This window comes from Pseudomonas sp. CROZ-RG-20F-R04-15 (genome assembly GCF_022662375.1).
GTDB lineage: Bacteria > Pseudomonadota > Gammaproteobacteria > Pseudomonadales > Pseudomonadaceae > Aquipseudomonas.
Map to the genome: position 1 here is coordinate 1 of NZ_JAKNQL010000049.1, position 7,941 is coordinate 7,941.

General features: G+C 61.5%; 8 protein-coding genes. 4 read left to right on the forward strand and 4 right to left on the reverse strand.

Features of this window, described 5'->3' with window-relative positions; genetic code table 11:
• Nucleotides 1-131: 131 nt before the first annotated feature.
• The 3 genes from L8H52_RS30035 to L8H52_RS30045 are packed head-to-tail and all read right to left on the reverse strand — an operon-like array spanning nt 132 to nt 2,675.
• Nucleotides 132-761 (reverse strand): DNA-3-methyladenine glycosylase, encoded by a 630-nt coding sequence (locus tag L8H52_RS30035; RefSeq protein ID WP_242210132.1) that lies wholly within the window; start codon nt 759-761, stop codon nt 132-134.
• 1 nt (nt 762) lies between these two features.
• The gene (locus L8H52_RS30040) at nt 763-1,560 is read right to left on the reverse strand and encodes an isocitrate lyase/phosphoenolpyruvate mutase family protein (RefSeq protein ID WP_242210131.1); all 798 of its coding nucleotides are present in this window, start codon (nt 1,558-1,560) and stop codon (nt 763-765) included.
• A gap of 32 nt (nt 1,561-1,592) precedes the next feature.
• A complete protein-coding gene (locus L8H52_RS30045; RefSeq protein WP_242210130.1) occupies nt 1,593-2,675 on the reverse strand; it encodes a bifunctional transcriptional activator/DNA repair protein Ada in 1,083 nt (360 codons plus the stop codon).
• 207 nt (nt 2,676-2,882) lie between these two features.
• Here L8H52_RS30045 and L8H52_RS30050 point away from each other — a divergent pair, with 207 nt between their 5' ends.
• A complete protein-coding gene (locus tag L8H52_RS30050) occupies nt 2,883-3,296 on the forward strand; it encodes a VOC family protein (RefSeq protein WP_242210129.1) in 414 nt (137 codons plus the stop codon).
• Here the strand turns inward: L8H52_RS30050 and L8H52_RS30055 are convergent.
• Nucleotides 3,293-3,913, reverse strand: a complete 621-nt coding sequence (locus tag L8H52_RS30055; protein WP_242210128.1) for a LysE family translocator — start codon at nt 3,911-3,913, stop codon at nt 3,293-3,295. The genes L8H52_RS30050 and L8H52_RS30055 overlap by 4 nt on opposite strands.
• A gap of 277 nt (nt 3,914-4,190) precedes the next feature.
• Here L8H52_RS30055 and L8H52_RS30060 point away from each other — a divergent pair, with 277 nt between their 5' ends.
• From L8H52_RS30060 to L8H52_RS30070, 3 genes are all read left to right on the forward strand, one after another.
• On the forward strand, nt 4,191-4,805 hold the full coding sequence (locus L8H52_RS30060) for a biliverdin-producing heme oxygenase (protein ID WP_242210127.1): 615 nt from the start codon (nt 4,191-4,193) through the stop codon (nt 4,803-4,805).
• A complete protein-coding gene (locus L8H52_RS30065) occupies nt 4,802-7,039 on the forward strand; it encodes an ATP-binding protein (protein WP_242210126.1) in 2,238 nt (745 codons plus the stop codon). Before L8H52_RS30060 ends, L8H52_RS30065 begins: the two co-directional genes overlap by 4 nt.
• A gap of 247 nt (nt 7,040-7,286) precedes the next feature.
• Nucleotides 7,287-7,874 carry a LysE family translocator gene (locus tag L8H52_RS30070; RefSeq protein ID WP_242210125.1) on the forward strand — a complete coding sequence of 196 codons (588 nt, stop codon included), beginning with the start codon at nt 7,287-7,289 and terminating at the stop codon, nt 7,872-7,874.
• The last annotated feature ends 67 nt before the right edge of the window (nt 7,875-7,941 follow it).

A 7,941-nucleotide genomic window follows, 5' to 3' on the forward strand; every position in this document is an offset into this window, starting at 1 on the left:
GGAGGGCTAGGGTGAGGGCAGTCGATTATGGAATTGAGAAGTCTTGGCAATCATGGATTCAGAGGTGCTATTTCAAGTCGGCGTAACCCCCCAATCTCCCCCAATCAGTCCCCTCTACCTCTGGGAGAGGGCTAGGGTGAGGGCAACGGTTTCGGCACCCGCCACAAATACCAGGCCGCCACCGTCCGATACGGCCGCCACGCCAATCCAATCTCAACCATCTGCCTGCGCGTCGGTTGCACCTCCAGTCCCTTCAACCGCCGATATCCCTCACGCACACCAAAGTCATCTGCCGGCAGAATATCCATGTGCTCCAGGCTGTAGATCAGCAACATCTCCACCGTCCAGCGACCGACCCCGCGCAAACTGACCAAACGCTCAATCAGCGCCTCATCATCCATCGCCAGCGCCGTAGCGTAATCCGGCACCACGCCATCCAGCGTCGCCTGAGCAATCCCCTGAATCGTCGCAATCTTGCTCGCCGAAAACCCGCAACCGCGCATATGCTCAAAATCAGTCGCCAGAATCTGCTCGGGACGCGGAAACGACTGCCCGGGAAACAACCCCACCAGCCGCCCGACAATCGCATCCCCGGCCTTGGCATGCAGTTGCTGATAAGCAATCGCCCGCACCAGCGACTCGTACGGATCACGTGCCGGATGCGATTGATGCAGGCACGGGCCGACCGTTGCAACATGGCGCTGCCAATCGGGATCGAGCGCGGCCAGAAACGCGCTGGCCGCCTGATAAGCGTCAGGCATGTTATTTCAGCAGACCGTTGACATCGCCGTAGCTGAACGCCTTGAGGTCATGGGTGTCGAGTTTGCCGCTGGCGAGGAAGCTTTTCACCAGCCCACCCATCGCGCCATAGAGGAATTCGGCAATGCCGGAACCCGCACTCAAGCGGCGCACGCCCAGCGCTTGCAGCTCTTGCGGCGAAGGCAGGCAAGCAAAGCCAAGCACGTTGACCGGCAGCGCAGAGCCCTTGCAGATGGCCTCGATTTCATAGGCCGACGTGACGCCCGCCGCGAACAAGCCATCGGCGCCGGCCGCTTGATAGAGCGCCGCGCGGCGCAGGGTTTCGGCGACGCGATCCTCGGCCGGCACCAGGCTTTTCAGATAGACGTCAGTGCGCGCATTGATGAACAGCTGTATATCGCGCTTGCCGGCGACCTGTCGCGCCACTTCGATCTTGCGCGCGAGCAATTCAGGATCGGCAGAACCGTCCTCGATATTGATCCCCACGGCCCCCGCCGCGATCACCGCATCCAGCACTTCCGCCACGCGCCCGAGGTCATCGGAGTAACCGGCCTCGACGTCCACGGTCAACGGAATGCTGATCACCCGCGCGATCGACTCCACCGTCGACACCAGCCGTTCAAGGGGCAGGGCGTTGCCGTCCGGATAACCGTGGGCCCAGGCCACCGCCGCACTGCTGGTGGCCACGGCTTTACCGCCCAGATGCTCGACCAGTCGCGCACCGGTGGCGTCGGCGACGTTGGTCAGAATCAACAGGCCTTGCTGGTGCAACTGGTGAAACTGCGTAGCGAGCGCGTTCATCAAAAATCCTTCTTGTCAGTTGATGGGGTTAGTCAGAATGCCAAAGGTTGGGTGAGCTGCACGGCGGCGTTTTCCAGCCTCAGCAGAAACGCCTTGCGCGGCTGCCCACCACCATAGCCGGTCAGCGAGCCGTCCGCGCCGATCACCCGATGGCAGGGCACCACAATCGACAGCCGATTGTGCCCGTTGGCCAGACCGACCGCGCGACTGGCGCCAGGTTTGCCCAAACCGGCGGCGATGGCGCCGTAGGTACTGGTGTGGCCGTAGGGGATTTGCCGCAGCGCCGCCCAGACCTGCCGGGCAAATTCGCTGCCGGGCAAGTGCAGCGGCACGCTGAACTCGCTGAGTTTGCCGGCGAAATACGCCTGTAATTGCTGCTCGATCTGCTGCAAATGCGCGTTGTGCCCCGGCGCGACCGCGTAGCCGTAACGTTGCTGCAGTTCTTCGACTTCGCCGGTCAGCGCCGGCCGATCAAGAAACTCGAGCAACACCAGCCCCCGGCGCTCGGCCATGGCGATCATCGGCCCCAGCGGTGTTGTCAGCCGGGTGAACAGCAGCGGTTCACTCTGCGCGACGCGGCCGGGGGTGATGTGAAAGGACTTCTGAAAGGCATCGCGAAAACCGCTGAGCGATTCATAGCCCGAATCAAACGCGGCGTGATCAATCGAGGTGCCTTGCTTGATCCCGCCCAGCGCCATGCCCAGCCGGCGCGTGCGCAACCACGCGTGAAAGGTCATGCCGAAATGCTGCTTGAACCAGCGCCGCAGCTTCAGCGGCTCGATACCTTCGGCGAGCAGTTGTGCATCGCTCCAGCGCAGCTCCGGGTCGGTCTCCACGGCTTTGAGCAACCGCTGCACCCAGTCCGGCGCGATGGCCGCGGCGTCCAGCGGTTTGCAGCGCAGGCAGGCGCGATATCCGGCCGACAGGCATTCGTCGGCATGGGCGAAGAACTCGACGTTCTCCGGTTTCGGCTTGCGCGCCGTACAGCTGGGGCGGCAGAAGATTCCGGTGGTTTTCACGGCCGTGAAGAACACGCCTTCATAGGCAGTGTCGCGTTCGAGCATGGCGCGAACCATCTCGGCATGGGGCGGCAGGACAGCGGTTTGTATGTTCATGGGCTGAGAGTAAAACCAGTTTGTCGATGGCTCCACCGAAAAATCGACAGTGAATTTTCAAATCCCCTGAACTACCGTGTAGGAGCTGCCGCAGGCTGCGATGATCGTTCCCACGCTCTGCGTGGGAATGCAGACCGGGACGCTCCGCGTCCCAAAAAGATCGCCGCCCACGGGTAGCTCTAACAAGATTTTCGAGGTGCCGGGCTTATGCATCCGTTTTCCATCCAACATATCGATCACATCGTCCTGCGCGTCGCCGATCTGCAACGCAGCATCGACTTTTACAACCAGGTCTTCGGCGCCGAAGTGGTCAAGCGCAACGAACCGCTGGGCCTGATACACCTGCGCGCCGGCACTTCGATGATCGACCTCGTCGACCTGCAGGGCGAACTCGGCCGCAAGGGCGGCGGGGCGGCCGGGGCCGAGCGGCGTAACGTCGATCACTTCTGCCTGCGCATCGAGCCGTTCGATGAAGCGGCGCTGATTGAACATCTGCAAGCCTTCGGCCTGACTGTGGCAAAAGCCGAATCACGCTTCGGCGCCGAGGGCAAAGGCTTGTCGCTTTACTGTTTTGACCCGGACGGCAATCAGGTCGAACTCAAAGGCCCGTCCGCGGCTTAAGCGCGTTTCGCCAGCAACAGCACCGAAGCTGCCGCCGACAGCAAACCTGCGCAGCAACGATTGAATATTCGCTTGCCGCGCGGCTCGGCGAACCAGCGGCGCATGTGCAGGCCCATCCACGCGTAGGCGCTGATGGCGATCCACTCCAGCAGCAGAAACAGCACGCCCAGCACCGCGAACTGCGCCGGCACCGGCCGCGCCGGGTCGACGAATTGCGGCAGAAACGCGGTGAACAACAGAATCGCCTTCGGGTTACCCGCCGCCACCAGAAACTCCTGCCGCGCCAATGCAAAGAAACCAACGGTCGCGCCCGTTACCTGCTGCTCGGTCTCGGGATTGGCCCGCCACAACTGCCAGGCCAGGTACAACAGATACGCCGCGCCGACGATCTTGATCGCATGGAACAGCCATTCCGAGGTCTGCAACACCACCGACAGACCCGCGCCGGCCAGCGCAATCATCCCGGCGAACGCCAGAATCCGTCCGATACCCGCCGTGCAGGCGCGGCGAAAGCCATAGCGCGTGGCGTTGCTGACCGACAGCAGGTTGTTCGGCCCGGGGGCCATGTTCAGGGCGAAACAGGCCGGAAGAAACAGGGTGAGAGTGGCGAGATCCATGACGGTACTCCAGTAACGAGAGCGATATTTTTATCACAGCCCCAACACGCCCAGACCCATACAGTCACGCAGCGCTGTCGCGGTACAGCGCCCGGCGCTGTTGGGTAACGCGGTCGAACTTTTCGCTGACGCCTTTACTCTGAATGAATCAGAGAAGGATGGATTCGGCAGGAAAAACTATCCATCCGGTCAGAAAAGGCGTTTGCCGTGTAAGATTTCGCCCCCATGTTTTACTCATCCAGTCTGGCCCCAGGCGGCCCCACCAAGAGCGATCTACATGCAAGCAAAGGCCCGTGAAGTTTATGTGCCACCGGTGCTGCAAGATCTGCGAGCCGGCACTGCCGAGCTGCACATCGCACTGGAAAAACGCCTTCCGTTTTTCTCCGATGCCCTCGATACACAGGCCTTTGTGCAGCTGATGCAGGCCTATTACGGCTTCTATCTGCCGCTGGAAAGCGCCTTGCTCCGCAGTGCTGCAATTCCTGCCGATTTTGATCTGCCGCCTCGACTCAAAGCGCCAACCTTGCGCACTGATCTGCACGCGCTGGGCGTATCTGCCGAAGCGCTGCAAGGTCTGCCGCAGTGTGAGCAGTTGCCGGTGATCGACTCAAGCGCTGCCTGCCTTGGCGTGCTCTACGTCCTCGAGGGCGCAACGCTCGGCGGGCAGATTCTGCGCCGGGAAATCTCCGCCCGGTTGGGTCTGGAAGCCGACAACGGCGCGGCCTTTCTTGATATCTACGGCGCCGCCACCGGCCGCCGCTGGCGCGATTTCATCGAATATCTGGGCAATCGCCCGATCAGCGCCGACGAACGCACCGCCGTCGTCACAGCGGCACAAACCACATTCAGCTGTTTCGAGCGCTGGCTCGAAAGCCGAGAGGTACTGGCATGACTGCGCAAGACAAAGAAGCCTTTGAAGAACTGCTGGCCAACTGTGCCGATGAGCCTATTCGCTTCCCCGGTGCGATCCAGCCCCACGGTTTGCTGCTGACCCTCAGCGAGCCTGAACTGACCATCATTCAGGTCAGCGCCAACGTCGAAACCCTGCTGGACCGGGCGCCGCTAAGTTTGATCGGTCAGCCCCTCGAGCGCCTGATCGGCGATGCTGAAGCGGCACAAGTACGCGAAGCCTTGCTGCAACCATCACTGTCCGACGCGCCACCGCTGCACTTGCGGCTCAATGGCACCGCGTTCGAGGGCTTGCTGCATCGCCATCAAGGTGTGCTGATTCTGGAGCTGGAAATCCACATCGAGAACTTCCAGCCACGCAACGTCGCCGGCAACCAGACGCATCTGGGGCGCATGCTCCAGCGTCTGCAAGCGGCTACGACGTTGCAGGCGCTGTACGACATCAGCGTCAAGGAAATCCAGGCGATGACCGGTTACGACCGGGTGCTGATCTATCGTTTCGAAGAGGAAGGCCACGGTCAGGTCATCGCCGAAGCCTCTGACCCGTCGATGGAAGTGTTCAATGGCCTGTTCTTCCCGGCGTCGGATATTCCCGAACAGGCGCGCGAGCTGTATCGCACCAACTGGCTGCGGATCATCCCCAATGCCGACTACCAACCGGTGCCGCTGCTGCCGAAGTTGCGCCCGGACACCGACACGCCGCTGGACCTGAGTTTCGCCACACTGCGCAGCGTGTCGCCGATCCATTGTCAGTACATGAAGAACATGGGCGTGCTGTCCTCGATGAGCATTTCCCTGCTCAAGGGCGACAAGCTCTGGGGCCTGATCAGTTGCGGCAATCGCCAGCCGTTGCATGTGCCGCATGAATTGCGCGCGGCGTGCCAGACCATCGGCCAAGTGCTGTCGCTGCAGATCAGTGCGATGGAAGCGCTGGAAATCAGCCGTCAGCGTGAGGAAAAAGTCGAGGCGTTGGCGTTGCTCAATCAAGCGATGATCGACTCGCCGCAAAATGTCTTCGATGGACTGGCCAATCAGCCGCAAACGCTGATGGCGCTGACCCATGCCGGCGGCATCGCGATCATCGAAGACAAGCAACTGCACCGTTACGGCAACTGCCCGGAACCGGAAGAAATCCGCGCTTTGCACAAGTGGCTGCAGGACCGCGGCGAAGCGGTGTTTGCCAGCCATAACCTGGCCAGCGTCTACCCGCCGGCCGCCCAGTATCAGCGGGTGGCCAGCGGTGTGCTCGCCATGACCCTGCCGAAACCGGTGGACAACGGCGTGTTCTGGTTCCGGCCCGAGGTCAAGGAGAACATCAACTGGAGCGGCGATCCACGCAAACCTCTGGACCTCGAAAACTCCGACGCCGGCCTGCGTTTGCGCCCGCGTACCTCGTTCGAAATCTGGAAAGTCGAGATGGCCGGGATCTCCACCAAGTGGAGCCACGGTGATCTGTTCGCCGCCAATGATTTGCGCCGCTCGGCACTGGAAAACGATCTGGCCCGGCAAGTGCGTCGCGAGCAGGAAGCGGTGCGCGCCCGCGATGAACTGGTGGCCGTGGTGTCGCATGATCTGCGTAACCCGATGACCGTGATTTCCATGCTCTGCGGCATGATGCAGAAGGCTTTCAGCTCCGACGGCCCGCACACTTCGCGGCGGATTTCCACGGCGATCGACACCATGCAACAGGCTGCCGGCCGCATGAACACGTTGCTGGAAGATTTGCTCGATACCTCGAAAATCGACGCCGGCCGCTACTCCATCACCCCGCAGAAACTCGACGTCGGACAGATGTTCGAGGAGGCGCAGGCACTGCTCGCGCCGCTGGCGCTGGACAAGGACATCAGCATTTCCTTTGACGCCGATCCTGATCTGCGCATTCATGCTGACCCCGAGCGATTGTTTCAGGTGCTGTCCAATCTGGTCGGCAACGCGATCAAGTTCACCCCGCGTCTGGGCAGAGTGGGCGTACTTGCCACCTCGGTCGGCGATGACATCGTCTTCACCGTGCGCGACAGTGGCGAAGGCATTCCCAAGGAACATCTGCCGCACGTGTTCGATCGTTACTGGACGGTGAAAGAGGGCAACCCGACCGGCACGGGTCTGGGTTTGTACATCACCCAGGGCATCGTCGAAGCCCATGGCGGGCGGATCTTCGCCGAGAGCGAACCGGGGCAGGGCAGCGAGTTCCGCTTCACAGTGCCGCGTCTGGACTGAGTATCGATTTTTTGTGGAAGCGAGTCCGCTCGCGAATGGGGTCATCCTTGATCGTTCCCACGCTCTGCGTGGGAATGCCTCAACGGACGCTCTGCGTTCGGCTCTGGAATGGACGCGGAGCGTTCCGGGCTACATTCCCACGCAGAGCGTGGGAACGATCAGGATCACAGGGGCATTTTCTTCAATACCGAAGACCGGGTGCTCGCTACCGTGTGCACCTTGTTCCTCGATTTGAAGCAGGTGTGCGATGAGTCTGATTGTTTCCATGGCGGCGTTTGCGCTGGCGGCGTCGATCACGCCGGGGCCGGTGAACATTGTGGCGTTGAGTTCCGGGGCGCAGTTCGGTTTTCGCGCCAGTCAGCGGCATGTCGCCGGGGCCACGTTAGGGTTTGTGTTGCTGCTGGTGCTAATGGGGCTGGGCCTGCACGAGGTGCTTAAGCTTTGGCCGTTCATGACCCGGGTGGTGCAACTGGCCGGTGTCGTGTTTCTGCTGTTCATGGCGTGGAAACTGGCCGTGGATGACGGGCAGTTGAATGCCGGTGATTCCGGGCGGGCGCCGTCGATGCTGTACGGCGCGGTGATGCAGTGGCTCAACCCGAAAGCCTGGCTGGCCTGCGTCGCAGGGATGGGCGCGTTTGTCGCCGATGGCGAGGCGCGGCTGGTCTGGCAGTTTGCGGCGGTGTATCTGGTGATCTGTTATCTGTCGGTGGGCTGCTGGGTGTATGCCGGGACGTTCTTGCGCGGGTATCTGAGCAATGCGGCGGGGATGCGTTGGTTCAATCGGTGCATGGCGGGACTATTGGCTTTGAGTGCAATCTACCTGCTGTTCACTTGATCCTGTGGGAGCGAGCCTGCTCGCGAATGCTGTGTGTCAGTCACTGAATATGCCGACTGAATCACCG

Bases quoted from the DNA above. Each gene is read 5' to 3' on its own strand.
- L8H52_RS30035 (WP_242210132.1), bottom strand. From the start codon at position 761: ATGCCTGACGCTTATCAGGCGGCCAGCGCGTTTCTGGCCGCGCTCGAT.
- L8H52_RS30040 (WP_242210131.1), bottom strand. From the start codon at position 1,560: ATGAACGCGCTCGCTACGCAGTTTCACCAGTTGCACCAGCAAGGCCTG.
- L8H52_RS30045 (WP_242210130.1), bottom strand. From the start codon at position 2,675: ATGAACATACAAACCGCTGTCCTGCCGCCCCATGCCGAGATGGTTCGC.
- L8H52_RS30050 (WP_242210129.1), top strand. From the start codon at position 2,883: ATGCATCCGTTTTCCATCCAACATATCGATCACATCGTCCTGCGCGTC.
- L8H52_RS30055 (WP_242210128.1), bottom strand. From the start codon at position 3,913: ATGGATCTCGCCACTCTCACCCTGTTTCTTCCGGCCTGTTTCGCCCTG.
- L8H52_RS30060 (WP_242210127.1), top strand. From the start codon at position 4,191: ATGCAAGCAAAGGCCCGTGAAGTTTATGTGCCACCGGTGCTGCAAGAT.
- L8H52_RS30065 (WP_242210126.1), top strand. From the start codon at position 4,802: ATGACTGCGCAAGACAAAGAAGCCTTTGAAGAACTGCTGGCCAACTGT.
- L8H52_RS30070 (WP_242210125.1), top strand. From the start codon at position 7,287: ATGAGTCTGATTGTTTCCATGGCGGCGTTTGCGCTGGCGGCGTCGATC.